Origin of the sequence: Phycicoccus sp. M110.8 (assembly GCF_032464895.1) — a bacterium.
GTDB lineage: Bacteria > Actinomycetota > Actinomycetes > Actinomycetales > Dermatophilaceae > Pedococcus.
Map to the genome: position 1 here is coordinate 1,926,408 of NZ_JAWDIC010000001.1, position 19,839 is coordinate 1,946,246.

General features: G+C 73.7%; 17 protein-coding genes and 1 tRNA gene. 12 read left to right on the plus strand and 6 right to left on the minus strand.

The genetic code is table 11. From position 1 onward, the window contains the following. Window positions 1-202: 202 nt before the first annotated feature. Window positions 203-553 (plus strand): VOC family protein, encoded by a 351-nt coding sequence (locus RKE38_RS09200; protein ID WP_316007134.1) that lies wholly within the window; start codon window positions 203-205, stop codon window positions 551-553. Between the two features lie 296 nt (window positions 554-849). Beyond that, window positions 850-1,377 (plus strand): DUF1062 domain-containing protein, encoded by a 528-nt coding sequence (locus RKE38_RS09205; protein WP_316007135.1) that lies wholly within the window; start codon window positions 850-852, stop codon window positions 1,375-1,377. Between the two features lie 237 nt (window positions 1,378-1,614). Here RKE38_RS09205 and RKE38_RS09210 read toward each other — a convergent pair. Continuing rightward, window positions 1,615-1,685 (minus strand) — tRNA-Gly (locus RKE38_RS09210). 95 nt (window positions 1,686-1,780) lie between these two features. Here RKE38_RS09210 and dcd point away from each other — a divergent pair. Together dcd and RKE38_RS09220 are read left to right on the plus strand one after the other, a co-directional pair. Further along, a complete protein-coding gene (dcd, locus tag RKE38_RS09215; RefSeq protein WP_316007136.1) occupies window positions 1,781-2,356 on the plus strand; it encodes a dCTP deaminase in 576 nt (191 codons plus the stop codon). A 76-nt stretch (window positions 2,357-2,432) separates the two neighbouring features. Beyond that, entirely contained in the window at window positions 2,433-3,071 is a 639-nt protein-coding gene (locus tag RKE38_RS09220) for an alpha/beta hydrolase (RefSeq protein ID WP_316007137.1), read from the plus strand. Here RKE38_RS09220 and RKE38_RS09225 read toward each other — a convergent pair. Then, the gene (locus RKE38_RS09225) at window positions 3,068-4,540 is read right to left on the minus strand and encodes an aromatic amino acid ammonia-lyase (RefSeq protein WP_316007138.1); all 1,473 of its coding nucleotides are present in this window, start codon (window positions 4,538-4,540) and stop codon (window positions 3,068-3,070) included. The two genes, RKE38_RS09220 and RKE38_RS09225, sit on opposite strands and share 4 nt — an antisense overlap. Window positions 4,541-4,669: 129 nt before the next feature. Here RKE38_RS09225 and RKE38_RS09230 point away from each other — a divergent pair, with 129 nt between their 5' ends. The 6 genes from RKE38_RS09230 (at window position 4,670) to RKE38_RS09255 (ending at window position 11,718) form a co-directional block, all read left to right on the plus strand. Then, window positions 4,670-5,788, plus strand: a complete 1,119-nt coding sequence (locus RKE38_RS09230) for an ABC transporter ATP-binding protein (RefSeq protein ID WP_316007139.1) — start codon at window positions 4,670-4,672, stop codon at window positions 5,786-5,788. Beyond that, a complete protein-coding gene (locus RKE38_RS09235) occupies window positions 5,785-6,432 on the plus strand; it encodes an ABC transporter permease (protein ID WP_316007140.1) in 648 nt (215 codons plus the stop codon). Before RKE38_RS09230 ends, RKE38_RS09235 begins: the two co-directional genes overlap by 4 nt. Continuing rightward, window positions 6,429-7,214, plus strand: coding sequence for an ABC transporter permease (locus tag RKE38_RS09240; RefSeq protein WP_316007141.1), 786 nt, complete (start codon window positions 6,429-6,431; stop codon window positions 7,212-7,214). The genes RKE38_RS09235 and RKE38_RS09240 overlap by 4 nt, the downstream gene beginning before the upstream one ends. Before the next feature lie 33 nt (window positions 7,215-7,247). After that, window positions 7,248-8,177 carry an ABC transporter substrate-binding protein gene (locus RKE38_RS09245; protein ID WP_316007142.1) on the plus strand — a complete coding sequence of 310 codons (930 nt, stop codon included), beginning with the start codon at window positions 7,248-7,250 and terminating at the stop codon, window positions 8,175-8,177. A 257-nt stretch (window positions 8,178-8,434) separates the two neighbouring features. Next, window positions 8,435-10,861, plus strand: coding sequence for a LuxR C-terminal-related transcriptional regulator (locus RKE38_RS09250; RefSeq protein WP_316007143.1), 2,427 nt, complete (start codon window positions 8,435-8,437; stop codon window positions 10,859-10,861). A gap of 86 nt (window positions 10,862-10,947) precedes the next feature. Then, the gene (locus tag RKE38_RS09255; RefSeq protein ID WP_316007144.1) at window positions 10,948-11,718 is read left to right on the plus strand and encodes a lysophospholipid acyltransferase family protein; all 771 of its coding nucleotides are present in this window, start codon (window positions 10,948-10,950) and stop codon (window positions 11,716-11,718) included. A gap of 18 nt (window positions 11,719-11,736) precedes the next feature. Here RKE38_RS09255 and RKE38_RS09260 read toward each other — a convergent pair whose 3' ends face one another. The 3 genes from RKE38_RS09260 to RKE38_RS09270 are packed head-to-tail and all read right to left on the minus strand — an operon-like array spanning window position 11,737 to window position 15,456. Then, complete coding sequence (locus RKE38_RS09260) at window positions 11,737-14,112, minus strand: (Fe-S)-binding protein (protein ID WP_316007145.1); 2,376 nt, start codon at window positions 14,110-14,112, stop codon at window positions 11,737-11,739. Window positions 14,113-14,122: 10 nt separating this feature from the next. Next, on the minus strand, window positions 14,123-14,743 hold the full coding sequence (locus tag RKE38_RS09265) for a sigma-70 family RNA polymerase sigma factor (RefSeq protein WP_316007146.1): 621 nt from the start codon (window positions 14,741-14,743) through the stop codon (window positions 14,123-14,125). Beyond that, window positions 14,740-15,456, minus strand: coding sequence for a hypothetical protein (locus tag RKE38_RS09270; RefSeq protein WP_316007147.1), 717 nt, complete (start codon window positions 15,454-15,456; stop codon window positions 14,740-14,742). Before RKE38_RS09270 ends, RKE38_RS09265 begins: the two co-directional genes overlap by 4 nt. A 196-nt stretch (window positions 15,457-15,652) precedes the next feature. Here RKE38_RS09270 and cysK point away from each other — a divergent pair, with 196 nt between their 5' ends. Further along, window positions 15,653-16,579, plus strand: coding sequence for a cysteine synthase A (gene cysK, locus RKE38_RS09275; protein ID WP_316007148.1), 927 nt, complete (start codon window positions 15,653-15,655; stop codon window positions 16,577-16,579). Window positions 16,580-16,596: 17 nt separating this feature from the next. Further along, window positions 16,597-17,199, plus strand: a complete 603-nt coding sequence (gene cysE, locus RKE38_RS09280) for a serine O-acetyltransferase (protein ID WP_316007149.1) — start codon at window positions 16,597-16,599, stop codon at window positions 17,197-17,199. Here the strand turns inward: cysE and RKE38_RS09285 are convergent. Next, window positions 17,160-19,811: a CHAT domain-containing protein gene (locus RKE38_RS09285; RefSeq protein WP_316007150.1), complete on the minus strand. Its 2,652-nt coding sequence runs from the start codon at window positions 19,809-19,811 to the stop codon at window positions 17,160-17,162. The genes cysE and RKE38_RS09285 overlap by 40 nt on opposite strands. Window positions 19,812-19,839: the final 28 nt, after the last annotated feature.

Here is a 19,839-nt window from a genome sequence, read left to right on the forward strand (position 1 = left end):
CAGCCTTCGCCCGCTGCTAACTTGTGATGGCCTGCGAATGCCGTTGGGTAACGCAATCGTCAAGGCGATGTGGGTGGTTTCGCCCGGTCGTCGCCGGTTCGCGCACGTGCAGGTACCGGCCCTCCCCGGAGCCCCTGGCCCTCCCGGCGCCGGGCTCGTCGAGTCCGCCCTCCAGCCCCGTCGTGTGCGTAAGGTCCGGATCGTGGACCTCCCCAAGCTGACGCACGTGCGCGTGAACGTACGGCACCTCGCGGCATCCATCGACTGGTACGAGCGTCTCCTAGGAGTGCCTGCTCGTGGCCACTGGCCGCCGCAGGCCCCGACATATGTCCACTTCGACCTCGGGCCGACCCAGTTCGCGCTCGGCCAGTACGAGCCCGCGCCGGCAACGGGAGCTCGATTCAACGTCGAGGTGGACGACGTCGACGGGTGGTGGCGGAGGCTGGGGGAGGACGTCGATGTCCTCGAACCCCTGATGAACACGCCCTACGGAACGCGCAAGTTCACGATCCGTGACCCCGACGGCAACGAGCTGGGGTTCGTCCAGGCGTAGTGGGGCGTGGCGAGCCGGGTCTGGGTGCCCGGGAGCTCCATGGATGGCGTGGTGATCTCCACGACGCCCGGCCGCCTTCGCCTCTTCGAAAACCGGTGGAGCCCGAAGTCCGTGGGTCGTTACCGTGCTCTCGGCCCTGTCCCCGGGTGAGAGCCGTTGAGGATCTGTCCTTGTACACCACGTGAGAACCGTCGAGCGCTGATTTCGTCGCGCGTTGCGCCTGTGCGCCGCGCTCTTCTCCGCTGTGAACTTCTCACTGGGACCGGTGTATCTCTGTGCCACAACCCTGGGCCGTCGTGCCCACCTGCCTGCCTGTCATCCTCCGCCGTTGCCACGCCTGTAGCTCGGGGCGCTTCCGGGCGAGCGGCACGTTCCGTGTCAACGCACACCACAAGCTCCTCGACGCATGGCTGCTCGCGCTGTGCACCAGGTGCGGGGACACCACCAAGCTCACGGTCGTCGAGCGGATGAACGTGCGCGTGTTTCCCCCTGACCTGCTGGACCGGCTGCACCGCAACGACCCCGGCCTGGTGGCCGAGCTGCTCCAGGACCCGGTCGTTCTACGCCGCAATCGGCTCGCCCTCGACTGGGACGATGCCTGGCGCCTCGACACCGGCGACCCCATTGCGCTGGGACACGAGGCGATCGACATCTCGGTCCACTTCGCGGCGCGGATCCCTGTCCGACCCGTGCGACTGATAGCCGAAGGCTTCGGCCTCTCACGAGCCGAGGTCGAGAGGCTGCTTGCGGAGGGGAACCTCGTATCGGGGGTGCGCCTGACGGGAAGGCGCTCGAGTGACTTCGCGTTCACGCTCAAGCGTTGAACCCGCAGGTTCGTCGCGTCTGCGCGGGGACGGGAGCCGTCGCGCGGGGACGCCGCGCGCCGGCGCCGCGCGCTCCGCCGTGGTGGGCAGCGTGCGCTCGTCGCGGGCGCCGATGCCGGGAGCCGTCGCGATGGGGGCGCTTCGCGCCGAGGGGGCTCCTCCCGATTCCCGCCGTGCCTCCAAGTCAAAAGAAGGAATGCCCCGACGAAAAAGCGTGTCGGGGCATTCCTTCTTTTGAGCCGATGACGGGAATCGAACCCGCGTGTCCAGCTTGGGAAGCTGGCGCTCTACCATTGAGCTACATCGGCGTGCACCGCCGGAACCGGCGGTGCGGCAGGAGTCTAACCGACGCCGCGGGCCGGACCGACCGCCCCCGCCACAGCCCTCGCGTTACTCTTCCCCCGTGCTGCTGAGCGACCGCGACATCATCGCCGAGATCGACGCCGGGCGGGTCGTCCTCGACCCCTGGGACCCCGAGATGGTCCAGCCGAGCAGCATCGACGTGCGCCTCGACAAGTACTTCCGGCTGTTCGACAACCACAAGTACCCCTACATCGACCCGGCCGAGGACCAGCCCGACCTCACCCGCCTCGTCGAGGTCAGCGACGGCGAGCCGTTCGTCCTGCACCCGGGCGAGTTCGTCCTCGGCTCCATCTACGAGACCGTGACGCTGCCCGACGACGTCGCCGCCCGGGTCGAGGGCAAGTCGAGCCTGGGCCGCCTCGGGCTGCTCACCCACGCGACCGCCGGCTTCGTCGACCCCGGCTTCACCGGCCACGTCACCCTCGAGCTGAGCAACGTCGCGACCCTGCCGATCAAGCTGTGGCCCGGCATGAAGATCGGCCAGCTCTGCTTCTTCCGCCTCTCCAGCCCGGTCGACAACCCCTACGGCTCGGCCAAGTACGGCTCGCACTACCAGGGCCAGCGCGGCCCCACGGCCAGCCGCTCGTTCAAGAACTTCCACACCAGCAAGGTCTGACCGGTCGGCCCAGGCCGACCAATCCAGCGGGAGGCCGACGGCGAATCCGTCGTGCCCGTCCCGACCCAGGAGTTCCATGCCCGCCTCCCGCCTGCTGTGGCCCACCGAGCTCGCCCAGCCCGACGCCGTCGTCCTCGTCCTGCACGGAGGCCGTGAGCACGGCCACGACGCCGTGCGCGACTGGCAGGCCGCCGTGTGGCGGATGCGGCCGTTCGAACGGGCCGTCGCGCGCGCCGGCCGGGGCCGCGTGGCGGTGGCGTCGATCCGGTATGCCGTGCGCGGCTGGAACGCGGACGAGGCGAGCCCGCTCGTGGACACCCTGCTGGCGCTCGAGCAGATCGAGGCCCGGCACCCCGGCGTGCCCGTGGGCCTCCTCGGCCACTCGATGGGCGGCCGGGTCGCCCTCCACCTCGCCGGCGACGAACGGGTCCGCGCCATCGCGGCCCTCGCGCCCTGGGTCGAGGCGCAGGACCGTGCCCGCTGGCACCGCGGCCTGCACGTCCTGTTCATGCACGGCACCCGCGACCGGATCACCTCCCCCCGGCGCTCACGAGCGATGGCCGACGCCATGGCCGCCATGGGGGCCGACGTCACCTACCGCGACGTGCACGGCGACGTCCACGGGATGCTGCGCCAGCCGGGCCGCTGGCACCGCGAGTCCGCCGAGTTCCTCGCCACCCACCTGACCGGGCCGCAGGCCCGGGCCCAGGCCTAGGAGGCCGGACCGCCGCCCGCGCTCGGCACGGGCTCCGCGGCATACGCCTCGAGCACCCGCTCGGCCACCTCGAAGTCGCCGGCCAGGTCGCGGTCGGCGAGGTCGGCGGGCAGCTGGTCGCACCGCGCCAGCGCCTCGGCGAGCGGCCCGACGGGACGCTTGCCCGACTGCCGCACCGCCCGCACGGCGCACACGAGCTCGACCGCCACCAGCCGCCGGTAGGCCTGTGCGGCCCGGGTGAGCCGCTCCGCGGCGGCGGCCGCGAACGACGCATCGTCCTCGATCCCGGCCGAGACCTCGGCGGTCTGCACCGCCGACGGCGCCGCCGCGGACTGGCGCACCACGGAGACCGCCGACGCCGCGACGTACTCGGCGATGAGCAGGCCCGAGGACCCCGAGACCTCGTCGGCGAGGAAGAGGGGCAGCCCCTCCCGGCCGGTGAGCAGGTGGGCCACGCGCGACTGCACGGCGGCGGCGGAGCGCGCGAGGGCCAGCAGCGTGGAGTCCGCCCCGAGGGCGAGGTATGCCGCGTGGAAGCCGCCGTGGTGCGCGACCTGCGGACCGTCCGGGCCGGGGGTGAAGACGGGGTTCTCCGAGGCGGTGTTGACGGCCGTCTCGACGACGGTGCGCAGGTTCGCAGCAAAGTCGAGCAGCGGTCCGTGGACCTGCGGCCAGGTGCGCAGGCCGAAGAAGTCCTGGATGTACGCGGGACGGCCCGGCTGTCCGGTCACGAGGGCGCGGACGTGCCCCGCGACCTCGGCTGCGCCCGGGAACGGGGTGGCGTGCGCTGCTGCCTCGCTGAACGCCTCGGGGTTGCCCCGCAGGGCGACGAACGTGAGGGCACAGACGGTGCTGGCGGCTCGGGCCGTCCGCGCCACCGAGCGGGTCGCCAGGGCGGACTCCCCGAGCGCGAACGCGTTCGAGGACAGCAGGGGGAGGGCGTCGCCGGCGTCGAGGTGCAGCACCCGCCGGCGGGGGCCGCGCGCACGGTCCCGCTCGCCGATCAGGGTGAGGCCCACCTCGGCCAGGGCGGTCAGGTCCGCGGTGCCGAGCGACCCGTGACGGTGCACGACGGGCAGGTCGTCGGCCGGCATCCCCGCGAGGTCGGCCAGCGCCACCGCGAGCTCGGGCCGCGCGCCAGAACCGCCCACCAGCAGCTGGTTCGCGCGGATCGCCAGGGCCGCGCGCACGACCGGCTCCGGCAGCGGGTCGCCCCACCCCGCGGCGTGCGTGCGCAGCAGCCGCCGGCCGTGCTCCTCGTCCGTACCGGTCAGCTCCTCCCGCGCGGCGCCGACGCCCGTCGTGTGGCCGTACACCTCGCGCCGCTCGGCGACCACCGCCGCGTCGTGGTGGGCCCGGGCGGCCCGGGCGACGGAGTCCGGGTGCGCTGCCACCGATGCGCCGCGGGCGAGGACGGCGATGGACTCGAGGTCGAGGTCCGCCCCGGTGAGTTCGACGGTCTGTGCCACGGGCCCCAGTATCGCGACCGCCGGCCGGCCCCGGACGCCGGATCCGCGGCCTGCGCACGCTCACGTCGTCACGGGTCGGCGGGCCCAGTGGATCGGCGGCTGTCACCGACAGGGTTTAGGTTGAACGGCATGATCGTCTTCGACGGCGTGACCAAGGAGTACCCCGATGGCACCGTCGCCGTCGACAAGCTGAGCTTCGAGGCGCCCACCGGCAAGATCACCGTGCTGGTCGGGCCGTCCGGCTGCGGCAAGACGACGTCCCTGCGGATGATCAACCGGATGATCCAGCCCACCTCGGGGACCATCTCCCTCGACGGTCGTGACACCGCCCGGATGAAGGAGTCCGAGCTGCGGCGCGGCATCGGGTACGTCATCCAGCACGCGGGCCTGTTCCCGCACCGCACCGTCCTGGACAACGTCGGCACCGTCCCGCGACTGCTCGGGCGCGACAAGCGCGAGACGGAGAAGCGCTCCATGGAGCTGCTCGAGCGGGTCGGGCTCGACCCGGCCTTCGCCAAGCGGTACCCCGCCCAGCTCTCCGGTGGCCAGCAGCAGCGCGTCGGCGTCGCCCGGGCGCTCGCGGCCGACCCGCCCGTCATGCTCATGGACGAGCCGTTCAGCGCCGTCGACCCCGTCGTGCGCGAGCAGCTGCAGGACGAGTTCCTGCGGCTGCAGGGCGAGCTCGGCAAGACCATCGTCTTCGTCACCCACGACATCGACGAGGCGATCAAGCTCGGCGACCAGGTGGCCGTGCTCCAGGTGGGCGGCCACCTCGCCCAGATCGCAGAACCCGCCTACCTGCTGGCCCACCCGGTCAACGACTTCGTCGCGGACTTCGTGGGCCGTGACCGCGGCTACCGTGCGCTGTCGTTCCAGCCCACGCCCAAGCTGCCGCTGCGCCCCGAGCGCACCATCACCGTCGGGGAGTCGACCAAGGACATCGACGCCGACTGGCTGCTCGTCGTCGACGAGCAGAACCACCCGCTCGGCTGGGTCGAGCCCCGGCGCGTCGACGGCGAGGTCGCCAGCGAGCACCTGCACCGCGGCGGCACGGTGGCCCGTGCCAGCGGCCCGCTGCGCTCGTCCCTCGACGCAGCCCTGTCCAGCCCCAGCCGCCGCGGCGTCATCGTCGACGACTCCGGCTCCCTCGTCGGCACGGTGCGGGCGCACGAGGTGCTCACCGCGATCGAGGACGCCGACCGGCCCGAGCTGGAGGACCGCGACCGCCCCGGGGCCCCGGTCGCATGACCTGGTTCCTCGACCACGTCGGCGACGTCCTCGACCTGGCCGTGCAGCACGCCTACCTCGCCGGCATACCGCTCGTCGTGGGACTGGTCCTCGCGCTCCCCCTCGGCTGGCTGGCGCGGCGCTACTCGTGGCTCTACGCGCCGTTCACCGCGGGCTTCGGCCTGCTCTACACGATCCCCAGCCTCGCGCTCTTCGTGATCCTTCCGCTCGTGACCGGCTACGGCATCCTCAGCCCGGTCAACGTCATCGTCGCCCTGTCGCTCTACACGGTGGCGCTGCTCGTGCGCACGGTCGCCGACGGGCTGGGTGCCGTGCCCGAGGCGGTCGAGAACGCCGCCACCGCGATGGGCTACACCCGCGGCAAGCGGTTCTTCGCGGTCGAGCTGCCGCTGGCCGTGCCGGTCATTGCGGCCGGCCTGCGCGTGGCGGCGGTGAGCAACGTCAGCATCGTCAGCGTCGCGACCGTGATCGGGGTGCAGCAGCTCGGCCTGCTCTTCAGCGACGGCTTCAACCGCGACTTCTACGACCCGCTCGTCGTCGGCATCCTCGGGTGCGTCGCGCTCGCCCTCCTCTTCGACGGCATCATCATCACGGCCGCCAGGGCGCTGACCCCGTGGACCCGCGCGACGGGGGCACGGGCATGAACGGCGTCCTCACCTGGCTCACCGACCCGATGAACTGGTCGGGCCCGGCCGGCATACCCGCCCAGACGGTCTCCCACCTCTGGTACTCCGGGCTGTCCCTGCTCGTCGCCGCCCTCATCGCGATCCCGGCCGGGCTCGCCGTCGGGCACACGGGCCGCGGCCGCTTCCTCGTCGTCGGCCTCGCCGGTGCCGCGCGCGCCATCCCCAGCCTGGGCCTGCTCTACCTCATGGTGCTGTGGCTGTTCCCCCGGCTCACGGGCGACTCGGCGTTCCTCGTGCCGTGCCTGGTCGTGCTCGTGGTCCTGGCGATCCCCCCGATCATGGCCGGGGCGTATGCCGGTGTGGAGGGTGTCGACCCGGCGGCCCGGGACGCTGCGCGCGGCATGGGCATGACGGGCGGCCAGGTCCTGGCCAAGGTCGAGGTCCCCAACGCGATGCCGCTGATCTTCTCCGGCTTCCGCTCGGCCACCCTGCAGGTGATCGCCACCGCGACCCTGGCCGCCGTGGCGGGCACGGGTGGGCTGGGCCGGTTCCTCATCGACGGCCAGAAGGTCCGCGACTACCCGCAGATGGCGGGCGGGGCGCTCCTCGTGGCCGTCCTCGCCCTGGTGGTCGACCTGGTCCTCGCCGTCGTGCAGCGCTACGTCGTGTCGCCGGGACTGACCGGCCGCGGGACGGGCGGGGGCCGACGCGGGCGGCGCCGGCTCGCCCGCCGAGCAAATACCCCACAGGATGTAGAGATTCGCGAGCCGCGGCGTACCGTGGACGCCCAAGCCAGTTGACGACCTGTCGACCGAACCGAGAGGCACGACCAAGTGAAGCTGACCAGAATGACCGTGACCGTGGCCACCGTGGCCGCGCTGCTGGGGACGGCCGCCTGTGGCAGCTCCGGTGGGGACCCGCTCGCGACCAAGACCAGCAGCAGCTCAGCCGGGGGCTCGAGCAGCGGCATCACCGTCGGCTCGGCCGACTTCCCGGAGAGCGCCCTGCTCGCCGAGATCTACGCCGGTGCCCTCGAGGCCAAGGGCATCAAGGTGACCAAGCGGCTCAACATCGGTGCGCGTGAGGCGTACATCCCGGCCCTGCAGGACGGGTCGATCGACCTCATCCCGGAGTACACCGGGGTCCTGACCCAGTACTTCAACAAGAACGCCAAGGCGACCGACGCCGACGGCGTCTACTCCGAGCTCAAGTCCTCCCTGCCGGCGACGCTGACCGTGCTCGACAAGTCGGCGGCCGAGGACAAGGACGCCCTGGTGATGAAGAAGTCCAAGGCCGACCAGCTCGGGGTGAAGTCGATCGCCGACCTCAAGGGCAAGAGCCAGGACCTCACCGTCGGCGGCCCGCCGGAGTGGAAGACCCGCCTCACGGGCCTGCCCGGGTTCAAGAAGATCTACGGCCTGGAGTTCAAGACGTTCCGGCCGCTCGACGCCGGTGGCCCGCTCACCCTGGCTGCCCTGAAGAACGGCCAGATCGACGCCGGTGACCTCTTCACCACCGACCCCAACATCGCGGCCAACGACCTCGTCGCGCTCGAGGACCCCAAGAGCATGTACGCGGCGCAGAACGTCGTCCCGCTCATCACCAAGAGCAAGAGCAACGACACCATCGCCGGCGCGCTCAACGCCGTCTCGGCCAAGCTCGACACGCAGACCCTGGCGGCCCTGCTCAAGGAGGTCGTCGTCGACAAGAAGGACGCGTCGGCGGTGGCCAAGGAGTTCCTCGGCAAGAACGGCCTCGGCTGACCTGACCCCACCTGACCTGACCGGCCAGGACACCGGCGCACACGACGAGGCCGGGTGCGGACTCCCCCCGAGTCCGCACCCGGCCTCTGTGCGGCGGGGCCCCGTCCCGCCTGCGCCGAACGGACCTGGGATGCGCCCCTCCACGCATCCCAGGCCCGTCCCGCGAGCTGTGTGCGGGACCAGACTGCCGGGACCGGCGCACCGGGGGCATCGGTGAAACCACCGATACCGCGAAACGCTGTGGGTAGCCTGAACGGGTGCTGACTCCGTGCGTGGGCCGTGACGAGGTCATCGACCGCGTCCGACAGCTCGTCGAGGAGCACCGCTGGGTGACCCTCACGGGCGCTCCCGGCTGCGGCAAGACGCTCGTCGCGCGGCACGCAGCCGCCGCCGTGCCGGCGTCCCTCTGGGTGAGCGCGCACGCCCACAGCTCGCGTGCCAGCCTCGTCACCGCGTGCCTGGGCGCGCTGAACGCGGAGGTGGCGCCCGGCGACTCCGAGACCATGGCCCTCAAGCGGGCCCTCGACGGCCGGGACGTCCTGCTCGTGCTCGACGGCGTCGACTCGGTCGACGGGCTGGGCGCGCTGCTGCAGGACCTGGTCGAGGAGACCGACACCTGGCGGCTGCTGTGCACCGCCCAGACCGTCGCGGGGCGCCCCCACGAGCGGGTGCTACGGCTGCAGCCGCTGCCGGCGCCGAAGGCGTCCGGGGAGCTCGAGGGCCCGGCGGTGGAGCTGCTGCTGGCCCGCGTGGCGGCGGCCGGCGGCCACCTCGTCGACCTCGACACCCACGGGCCGACCATCCGCCGGCTCATCACCGCCAGCGGTGGCCTGCCCCTCCTCCTGGAGCAGCTCGCGGTGCAGATCGCCCTCGTCGGTGTCAGTGACGTCGCGCCCGTCGGCTCGATGGACGAGGCGGTCCGGGCCTCCTACGCCCTGCTCGACGAGGAGCAGCAGCGGTGCTTCCGACGGCTGGCCGTGATCGGCCAGCCCGTGGGGCTCGACGTCATCGCCCACGGCTGCGGCGTCTCCCGGGCGCAGGCCGTCCAGCTCGCCTCGGCCCTGTCCCGCCGCAGCCTCGTCGAGGTCCACGCCGACGGCCGGTTCGCGATGCTGGCCCCGCTGCGCGAGGTCGGGCGGGCCCTGGCCGCCGAGACCGACGACGAGGTGGGCGCGTTCCAGGGCCTCGTGGCCTGGGCCGACGCCGTGCTCCCGCGCGACTTCTTCTCCGGGGCGGCGAACGAGCCGTGGCTCGCCGAGCTCGACCTGCTCGCCATGGCCGTCCGGTACGCCTGCGCGCAGGACGCGACCCGTCCGCTCGGGTACGAGCTCGCCAACCGCGCGTTCTCCACGCTGTACACGGCCATGCGGGTCCGCGAGGCCGTCGACCTGCTCGAGTCGGTCCTCGACAGCGGTGACGGGCCGCCGCTCGTGGGCTCCCAGCTCGCCCGCCGCGCCGGCATCTGCGCCTCCGAGGCCCGCGGAACGTACGAGGGCCTGCGCCTGCTGGAACGCGCCGAGCAGCACGCCCAGGCCCTGGACCCCCAGGAGCGCGACCTCGAGGTCGCCCGCACCGCCGCGATCCGCGCGGAGATGCACCTCGACGCGGGCAAGCTCGCCGAGGCCCGGGCCGACGCCGAGCGCACGCTCGAGCTGGGCCAGGGGGACCCGTACGTCGTCCGCCAGGTCCGCCGCACCCTGATGGACGTCTGCGTGTCGACCGGCGACTGGGACGAGGCCGAGCGGCTCGCCGCGCTGGTCGTCGACGCGCCGCCGCCCGACGAGCTGTGGATCGCGCTGGCGGCTCGGGTGCTCCAGGCGAAGGTCGCCTGGGAGCAGGGGCGCCTGGTCGAGGCCGAGTCCCTGGCCCGGGTGGCCCGCGAGCAGGCCCGTGAGATCCACGAGGACCGGATCGCCCTGCTCGCCGACACGGTCCACCGGCTGGTGACCGGCGAGCCCGGCGCCGAGGTCGAGCCGGACGGGCTGCCCTGGGCCGTGCGCCTCGTCGTGCAGCTGCAGGAGGTGCGCGAGCTGCTCGCCGCCGGCGAGACGGCCCGGGCCGCGGGCCTGGCTGCCGACATCGTGGTCCTCGCCGACAGCAGCAACCTCGGTCGCGACGCGGTCGAGGCGCGACTGCTCGTGGGGGACGCCCTCGTCGAGCTGGGCGAGCCCGGCCAGGCCCAGGCGTCGTACCTGTCGGCCCTGCGGCGCGCCGCCCAGGTGCCGTTGCCGCTCCGGGCGGCCGACGCCCTCGACGGGCTCGCCGGCCTGCTGCGGCGCAACGCCAACCCCGCCCACCGGCACGTCGCCGGCGCCGCCGCGGCCCTGCGGGTGACGCGCCAGGCGGTGGGCCGGGACCGGCCAGGCGTGGCGTATACCGCGGGCGCCGTCCGCGACTGCCCCTCCGGCTGGGTGGTGGACCAGCAGCTCACGGCGGACGGCGTGGCCGCGGTCACCGCCCTCTTCGCCGCGTCCACGGCCGAGGTCGTGACCCCGCTGGACGCCCTCACCAAGGCCGAGCGGGCGGTGGCCGAGCTGGTCGCGGAGGGGCTGACGAGCCGGCAGATCGCCACCCGGCTCTTCGTGTCGCCGCGCACGGTGGACGCCCACCTGTCGCACATCTACCGCAAGCTCGAGATCGCCTCGCGGGCCAAGCTCGCGGCGCTCATGGCCGAGGTCGCCTGAGCCGCTCGCGTCATCGAGCCGAAGGCATCCCGCGGGGGCACGGTACATCGGGCAGGCCGGGCAGCCGCCCGCTCCGAATGCCGGGTGTGCGCGACCTGACCTACCGCCTCGTCATCGGGGCGTGCCGTGCGCTGTTCCGGGCGCTCGGCCTGCGGATCGACGTGCGCGGCGCCGAGCGGCTCCCAGCCACCGGGCCGGTCGTCGTGGCCGCCAACCACAGCAGCTTCATCGACTTCATGGTGGTCGGGCTCGCGGCGACCCTGCGCGGCCGGCTCGTGCGCTTCATGGCGAAGCAGTCGGTCTTCGCGGCCCCGGTCTCAGGGCAGCTCATGCGCGGCATGCACCACATCGCCGTCGACCGGGCGCACGGCGCGGTCGCGGCCCGCCACGCCCTGCGCGCGCTGCGCCGGGGCGAGGTCGTCGGCATCTACCCCGAGGCGACCATCGGCCGGGCCTTCGTCGTCAAGGACCGCGCCGACGTCAGGCGGGGCGCGGCATACCTCGCGCTCGCGACCGGCGCGCCGCTGGTGCCGGTCGCGCACTGGGGCGTGCACCGCGTGTTCACGGTCGGCGGCCGCTGGAGCCTGCGCCGCGGCACCGCGGTCACCGTCCTCGTCGGCGAGCCGCTCGTGCCACGTCCCGGCGAGGACGCCGAGGCTCTCACCGACCGGCTGCACGCGACGCTGGTCGAGATGGTCGACCACCTCCTCGACACCTACCCGCAGCCCCCGACCGAGCCCGCCACCGCGTGGTGGTGGCCGGCCTCCCGGGGAGGGGACGCACCGGCAACGCAGGAGGCGCGCCTCCTCGACGAGGAAGCGCGCCTCCGGGCGGACGCGGGCCGGGTCCGTCGCTGACGGCGGGTCCGAGGAGCCTCAGACCGGCTGGGGCTCCGGCTCGGGCTCGGGGTCCGGGGTGGGCTCCTGTGCCTCGGCGTCGGCGGGCTGGCCGCCGTCGCCGCGCTTGACCGCGGCGAGCAGCATCTGCGCGACGTCGACGACCTCGACGTCCTCGCCCCGGCCCTCGGACTGGGCGGCGGTGAGCCCGTCGGACATCATCACGCGGCAGAACGGGCAGCCGATCGCGATGCGCTGGGCTCCGGTGCCGAGGGCCTCCTCGGTGCGGTTGGTGTTGATCCGCGTGCCGAGCTTCTCCTCCATCCACATGCGGGCACCGCCGGCGCCGCAGCAGAACGACTTCTCCTTGCTGCGCTCCATCTCGGTGAGCTCGACGCCGGGCAGGGCGCCGATGAGCTCGCGCGGCGGGGCGTAGACGCCGTTGTGGCGGCCGAGGTAGCACGGGTCGTGGTAGGTCACCGTGGCCGCGGTGGAGGCGACGTCCTTGGTGGACGACTTGGCGGGCGCCTCGGCCGGACGGGCGACCGGGACGAGCTTCTTCTCGCGGACGAGCCGGTTGAGCAGCTGGGTGTGGTGGACGACCTCGTACTTGCCGCCGAGCTGCGGGTACTCGTTCTTGATCGTGTTGAAGCAGTGGGCGCAGGTGACGACGATCTTGGTCGCGCCGACCTCGTTGAGGGTCTCGACGTTCTGCTGGGCGAGCATCTGGAACAGGAACTCGTTGCCGGCCCGGCGCGCGGAGTCACCGGTGCAGGACTCGCCGTCGCCGAGGATCGCGAAGGTGACCCCGGCCTGGTCGAGCAGCTCGGCCACCGCGCGGGTCGTCTTCTTGGCCCGGTCCTCGTACGCGCCGGCGCAGCCCACCCAGAACAGGTAGTCGACGTCGTCGGCGGACTCGACGTCCTGGCCGAGGATCTTGACCTCGAACGGCAGGTCCTTGGCCCAGTCGAGCCGGGCCCGGGCAGCCATGCCCCACGGGTTGCCCTTGTTCTCGAGGTTCTTGAACAGGCCGCCGAGCTCGTTCGGGAACGCGCTCTCGATCAGGTTCTGGTAGCGGCGCATGTCGACGATCGCGTCGACGTGCTCGATGTCGACGGGGCACTGCTCGACGCAGGCACCGCAGGTGGTGCACGACCACAGGACGTCCTGGTCGATGACCGCGTCCGGCCCGTGCGGGTTGTATGCCGCGAGCGCGCCGACGCCGCCACCCACGCCGTGGGTGCCCAGCGCGCCGTCGCCGGCCTTCTCGGCATACCCGGTGTCGCCGATGAGCGGCACCTCGGCGAGGGCCGACAGGGACTCCGGCAGCTCGCCGCGGGCGTCCTCGGACGCGAGCAGCCACGGTGCCTTGGCGTGCGCGTGGTCGCGCAGCGTCATCACGAGCAGCTTGGGGGAGAGGGGCTTGTCGGTGTTCCAGGCGGGGCACTGCGACTGGCAGCGGCCGCACTCGGTGCAGGTCGTGAAGTCGAGCAGGCCCTTCCAGGTGAAGTCCTCGACCTTGCCGACGCCGAGCGCGGCGTCCTCGTCGAGCTCCTCGATGTTCTCGAAGTCGACCGGCTCGCCCTTGACCAGCAGCGGCTGGAGCTCACCGAGCGAGGTGCGGCCGTCGGCGTGCCGCTTGAGGAAGATGTTGAAGAACGCCAGGAAGCGGTGCCAGGCCACGCCCATCGTCGGCTGCAGCGAGATGGTGATCATCCACGCGAACGAGATGAGGATCTTGACGGCCGCGATGACGACGATGAGGTTCTTGACCGTGTCGGTGGACAGGCCGGTGAACGCGCTGCCGATCCAGCCGGTCAGGGGGAAGTGCAGGGCGGTGTCCTGGCCGGTGCCGAGCTGGCGGGCCAGGGTCCACTCCAGCGCGCGGAGCAGGCCGATGCAGATGGTGACGCCGAGGATGGTGAGCTCGACGTAGTAGGCCTGCCAGAACGTCGACCCGAAGAACCGGCTGCGGCGGCCGCCCTCGCCGGCGGCGCTGCGCGGGTGGTTCTTCTGGCGGATCGCCATGAGCACGACGATGCCGATGAAGCCGCCGAACGCGAAGACGTCGGTGACCCACTCGTAGAGGAAGAAGTGCCCGATCAGAGGGAGCGCGAACTCCGGGTCCGCCAGCTGCCCGAACGCGTTGACCAGCGTGAAGAACAGCACGCCGAAGCTGATCATCGTGAACCAGTGCGCCACCGCCACGACCGGCAGCCGCGACATCCTCGTGTGGCCGAGGAACTCGCGCAGCAGGGTGCGGGTGCGGGCGGCCTTGTCGTCGGTGCGGCCGGGAGCCGGCTGGCCGAGGCGGAAGACCGCGAGGAACTGGCCGACCACCCGGGCGAATAGCGCCACCGCGACGAGCGTGACGACCCCGCAGACCACGAGCGCGACGATCTGGAGAGCAGACATGCGCAGCACTCTACTGGCCGGTAAGCGCCCGCTCACCTCGTTGTGACCCGTGCCGCACCGCGGCGCCGGACCCCTCCGGGCCGCCCTCGCCAGACCCATCCGGCACCCGGCGTTCGGGCGACGCGACGGGGTCGGCGTCGAGCACCCGACGCAGCCGCTCCCGGGCGCGTTGCAGCCGCTTGCGGGCCGAGGCGGGGCTGACCGCCAGCACGACGGCGACCTGCTCGCCCGTGAGCCCGTCCCAGTACGCCAGCGCGAGCACCTCCCGGTCGTCGGCGGCCAGGCTCCCCAGGGCCTCGCGCACCCCGTCGACCGCCGGGTCGTCCGCGGGCAGCGGCGTCCGGCCTCCCGCGAGCTCGGCCCGCAGCCGGGCCGTCGCATCGTGCCGGCGTGCCTGGCCGCGACGGTGGTTGGCGAGGGTCCGCCGGGCGATCGCGAGCAGCCAGGCGAGGGCGTGGTCCGGGTCGTCGGGGGCGTCGGAGATCCGGCGCCACGCGGTGGTGAGGACCTCCTGGAGCACGTCGGCGGCGTCCTCGGCCGGGGTGGTGCGGCGGGCGAGGTAGGCCAGCACCCGCGGCCCGTGCGCGGCGGCGAGCTCCTCGAGGCGGCGCTCCGCGGGAGTCCGGGTCATCGCTGGCACCCGACGAACTTCGGGTCGCGGCTGACGGCGAGGAACCGGTCCGGCTCCCAGGTCCCGACGCTCCCCTCCTGCGGGCTGATCCGGTGCGCCTCGGCGTCGAGGCCCTCCATCGCCCGGCGCGCCTCGGCCGTCGCCGCCGGGTCGCGGTCCCGGGTCGCCCGCACGAGGGCGCACCCCCAGTCACCGCTCGCGCTCGACAGCATCCCGACCCGCAGGCTCGTCTCCTGCACCGTGCCCGGTGCCCCGGGCGTGCAGGTGCCGTCCGAAGCGTACGACCGTGCCTGCTGCGCGGCGTAGTCCGACCACCGGTGTCCGGGCGGCGCCGGGAGGTCGGTCGGGGCGAGCGTGACGACGTATGCCGCGAAGTCCCGTGCGCACGTGTCGATCCGCTCCGAGCCGTCCTCCAGGCCCGGGTTCAGCGCGGGGTTGCCGTACGTGCCGGTCTGCGCGAGGAAGTGCTGGGCCGCCCACGCCCCGCTCGGCACGAGGACGATCGCTGCCGCCGTCGCGACGGCGGCCGCGCGGTGTCGGCGCCGCAGGCCGCGGACCCGGCCGCGGAGGGTCCGGTCGGTCTCGACGACCTCGGCCGCGAGGGCTCGGGCCAGACCGGAGGTGCGGTCCGGGTCGAGCACGGGCAGGGGCGGGGCCGTTGCGGTGAGCAGCGCGCCCAGGGCGTCGCCGTCGGCGGGGGTGGGAGTGTCCATGCCCCCGTACTGTCCGCCCACGCCCGAAGTGTGACAGGGGTCCCGGGGCATGGGTTCCACGACGGGCGTCCCGGCGTTGCGGGGCCGGATAACCGTCTGTTGGAATATGCATAACCCCAGATTCGCTGAACCTGGCGAGACAGCGATCGCCGCTCCCGCGCGCCCGGAGCACGCGGCATACCGACAAGGACGGCCCATGCCCATCTACGACGACGTGACCCAGCTCATCGGCAACACCCCGCTGGTGCGGATCAACCGGCTCATCGACAGCGACGCGACCGTCGCGGCGAAGCTGGAGTTCTACAACCCGGCGAGCTCGGTCAAGGACCGCATCGGTGTCTCGATCATCGACGCCGCGGAGGCGGCGGGCGAGCTGAAGCCGGGCGGCACGATCGTCGAGGCCACGTCGGGCAACACCGGCATCGCGCTGGCGATGGTCGGCGCGGCCCGCGGCTACAACGTCGTCCTCACCATGCCGGAGACGATGAGCAAGGAGCGCCGGGCCCTGCTGCGGGCCTACGGCGCCGAGCTCGTCCTTACCGAGGGCGCCCTGGGCATGAAGGGCGCGGTCGCCAAGTCCGAGGAGATCGCCGCCGAGCGCGGTGGCATCCTCGCCCGCCAGTTCGCGAACGCAGCCAACCCGGAGATCCACCGCAAGACCACCGCGGAGGAGATCTGGAAGGACACCGACGGCCAGGTCGACATCGTCGTGGCGGGCATCGGCACCGGCGGCACCATCACTGGCGTCGGGCAGGTGCTCAAGGCCCGCAAGCCCGGGGTGCAGATGATCGCCGTCGAGCCGGCCGAGTCGCCGATCCTCAACGGTGGCGAGCCCGGCCCGCACAAGATCCAGGGCCTCGGCGCCAACTTCGTCCCGGAGATCCTCGACCGCGACATCTACGACGAGGTCATCGACATCAACGCCGAGACCTCCGTCGAGTGGGCGCGTCGCGCCGCCAAGGAGGAGGGCCTGCTCGTCGGCCTCTCGTCCGGTGCTGCGCTCGCCGCCGCCGACCAGGTCGCCCGCCGCCCCGAGAACGCCGGCAAGACGATCGTCGTGATCATCCCCAGCTTCGGCGAGCGGTACCTGTCCACCATCCTCTTCTCCGACCTCCTCGACTGATCGGCGGCGCTTCCTCCGTGACCCTCGCCCTGTACGCCCGCCGCGCCCGCCACCGCGTCGTCGACGACCTCGACGCCGCGGTGGCGCGCGACCCCGCAGCCGCCTCGCGGTTCGACCTCGCGCTGAACTCGCCCGGCCTGCACGCCGTCTGGGCCTACCGACTCGCCCACCGGATGTGGCTGCGCGGCGGCGCCTGGAAGCCCGTCGCCCGGCTGCTCATGACGGCCGTCCGCTCGGTGACGGGCGTCGAGATCCACCCGGCGGCCGTCATCGGCCGGCGCTTCTTCATCGACCACGGCATGGGAGTGGTCATCGGCGAGACCGCCGAGGTCGGCGACGACGTCATGCTCTACCACGGCGTCACCCTGGGCGGCCGGTCGCTGGAGAAGGTCAAGCGCCACCCGACCGTCGGCTCGCGCGTGACGATCGGCGCCGGGGCTCGCGTCCTCGGGCCGGTCTACATCGGCGACGACGTGCAGATCGGCGCGAACTCCGTGGTGGTCAAGGACGTCCCGGCCGGGGCGATCGCGACCGGCGTGCCGGCGACCATCCGCTTCCCGCAGGGCCGCCGCGAGGACCCCTACGAGGCGATGTTCCGCGACCCGGCGATCTGGATCTGACCGCCGACCGGGCGGCCGGCGGCTCCCGGACGCCTCTCCCCGGCCACCGCTGCACGGTCGCGCCGGGCGCGCCCGACGCTCGTCGTGCCGGCGCGGCCGGCAGAGGCCGCGACCGGCGGCTGCCAGTCGGTGCCGTAGAGGCAGAACGCCCCGGCTGCCGGCTCCTGCGCCACCACGGCGGCGAGGGCTGCCGACGCGGACCTGCCTGAGGCGAGCCCGGCGTGGTACGCCTCCATCGCCGTGGCGGCCACCTCGTCGGTGACCGGTGCCACGGCGGCGACCACGCTGCGGACGCCGAGGCCGAGCAGCGCCGCGGTGAGCCCCAGCGGCTCGTCGCCCGGGCGCGGGTCCATGCGGCCGACGTCGCAGGCGGAGAGCACCACGTGCCGTGGTGCCGCCGGGCGCGGGAGCTCGTGCGCGAAGACGGGGCCGTCGGCCATGTGCAGCGAGGAGAACCACGGGCTCTGCGGCTCGTGCGTCCCGTGCGCCGCCACGTGGACGAGGCCGTCGACACCCAGCGCCTCCCGGACGTCGCCGCTGTCCGCCAACAGGGCGACGCGCGCCGCCACCCCCCTCGTGCGCCAGTGGGCGGTCACCCGCTCGGCCTCGACGTCGGCCCGGCGCAGGCGGGGACCGGTGAGCGCGGTGACCGTCAACGGCCGTTCCGCGGCAGGGCCGTCCTCCAGCAGCGGCGCCGACCACCGGGTCATCGACGGGGCGACCGTCACGGCGCGGCCCGCCAGCCGCGGCAGCATCCCCCAGGGCACCGAGCGCAGCGTCAGCCCGGGGACGACCACGACCGGCCCGTCCCCGAGCGGCAGCGGGCCGAGCAGCAGGTCGCCCAGGGCGCCGAGCGACTCCTCGACGGCCCGGCCGACGGCAGCCTGCAGGGCGGGGTGGGGGCCGGCGAACGCGTGTGCCCGCAGGTCGCGGGACAGCCGGTCGGCGAGCTCGACCGCCCGGGCTGCGGGGCCGAGGTGGTGCACCGACGACGTGCGGGCGCCCACCACGAGCGCGTGCTGCTCGCCGTCGTGCGCGAACATCACGACCGCCTGCTCGCCCCGGTCGTGCAGCAGCCGCCGGGCCGTGCCGTATGCCGTGGGTGCGCCCCTGCCGGCGGCCCCACGGTCCTCGGCCGTGGCCCAGTCGAGCTGGCTGACCTGCCACTCGAGGTCCGCCGCCCGCGACCGCAGGCGTGCCGCGTCGCTCCCGTCGGCGCTGTCGGCCGCCTCGCGCCGGGCCTGGCGCAGCTCCGCCAGCAGGGACGCCGCCCGGGAGTCCGTGGGCACCGTCACCGGGGCGAGCCGGTGGGAGACGGCCCGCCAGCGCTCCACCGAGTCGAACACCCGGCCCACGGTGCCGTCGGCGAGGGCGTCGGTGACGTCGAAGTCGGCCAGCCGCTGGCCGTGCAGCGCCAGCGCGGAGCGGATCTCCAGGCTCTGGGTGGGGGCGACCCGGTCGGTGAGGCGCTGCAGGGCGGTGCGGACGGTCCGGCGGGCGCGCGCCCGGTCCCCCTGCGCCACGGCGACCCTCGCGACCAGCAGCCGCTCGTGCATGTCGGCGGCCAGTCCCTGGCGTACCCGACCGCCCAGCCGGCCGACCGCCGTGCCGGCCGCGTCGAGGTCGCCGCGCAGCAGCGCCGCCTCGACCTCGACGCGGGTCGCGAGCCGCTCGTCCGGCAGCACCGGCCGCGCGACCTCGTGCCACGGGGCGACCACCCGGTCCAACCCGCGCGGGACGACGCCTTCGGCGAGGTCGACGGAGGACCGCAGCAGCGCGGCATACCGCTGCCGGTCGGTCGCCCCGCGCGTCCGGTAGGCGGTCGCGGCCGCGCCGAGGTGCTCGCGGGCCGCGGCGGGGTCGTCGCGCAGCAGCGCGCACGTCGCGAGGTCGACGCGCAGGTCCGCCTCCTCGAGCCGGTGCCCCTCGGCCAGCGCCTCCCCGAGCGCCCGCGCGAGGGTCTCGCGCGCCTGGTCGAGCAGGCCCGCCTCGAGCAGGACGAGGGCCAGGTCGTGCTGCGCCCGGACCCGGCCGACCGGCGCCTCCATGGCGTCCGCCTCGCGCATGAGGGTGATGGCCTCGGGCAGCCGACCCGCGTAGAAGGCGAGGCAGCCCAGGTTGTGGCGCGCCTTGAACTCCTGCTCCGGAACCCCCTCGGCGACGGCGATCGCCAGGGCCCGCTCGAGCTCGTCGCGGGCGGGGTCGAGCTCGAGCAGCGACAGGTGGGCCAGGCCGCCGTTGAGCAGGGCCGACACCTGCTCGCGCGGGGTGAGCAGCTCGGTCGGCCGCTCGACCCGCGCCAGGGCGGCGAGGGCGCCTCGCCAGTCCTGGCACGCCACCTGCACCACCGCCTCCTGCACGCCGGCCAGGGCGTGCAGCCGCGGGGAGCCGGTGGAGGTGCGGACGTCCTCGAGCAGCGCGAGCGCGCGGTCGCGGCCGTGCAGTGCGACGGTCGCCCAGGCGAGGGTGATGAGGACCCGGCCACGGGCGAGCTCGCGGGCCTCGCCGGACAGGGCGTCAGCGAGCCGCAGCGCCCGGCGCAGGCAGCGCTCGGCGTCGCGGAACCGGCCGATCGAGTTGAGGTGGCGGCCCTGCTCGAGCAGCTGCAGCACGCGGGGGTCGGCTACCTCGATGGCGGGT